The sequence below is a fragment of the Burkholderia sp. E168m23 genome (assembly GCF_016586125.1).
Taxonomy (GTDB): Bacteria; Pseudomonadota; Gammaproteobacteria; order Burkholderiales; family Burkholderiaceae; genus Burkholderia; species Burkholderia orbicola.
On the sequence record NZ_BCPP01001721.1, the window covers coordinates 1 to 521 of the forward strand.

Sequence of the window (521 nt, forward strand, 5' to 3'; positions counted from 1 at the left end):
GGTGACCGCTATGGTCACAAGCGCGTGTGGCTCGCCAGCGTGATCCTGTTCACGGCCGGGTCGATCGTCTGCGCGTGTGCGGGCCGGATCGAGCCGCTGCTGGCTGGCCGCGCGATCCAGGGGCTCGCCGGCGCGTTGCTGATTCCCGGTGCGATGCCGATCCTCACCCATGCGTTTCCCGACGCGCGCGAACGCGCCCGCGTGATCGGCGGGTGGTCGGCGTTCAGCGCGCTCGCGCTGATCGTCGGGCCGCTGCTGGGCGGCCTGCTCGTCGAGCATGGCGGATGGCAGGACATCTTTCTCGTCAACGTGCCGATCGGTATCGTTGCCGTGCTGCTCGGCGCCTGGGGCATTCCGGAGCGGCGGCATCCGGAGCATGCGGCGTTCGATCCGTTCGGGCAGGTGCTGAGCGTGGCGTGGCTCGGCCTGCTGACCTACGGGCTGATCGGCATCGGCGAAGCCGGCACCTCGCACGTGAAGGTGCTGGCGCCGCTGGCGGGCGCGGCGGTGGCGTTCGTCGT

Annotated in this window: 1 protein-coding gene; it reads left to right on the forward strand. The window is 70.8% G+C overall.

What is annotated here, in order from left to right; all coding sequences use genetic code 11:
- Positions 1–521, forward strand: a 521-nt coding sequence (locus JMF90_RS39875; RefSeq protein ID WP_201326633.1) for an MFS transporter, incomplete at both ends; no start/stop codon positions are given.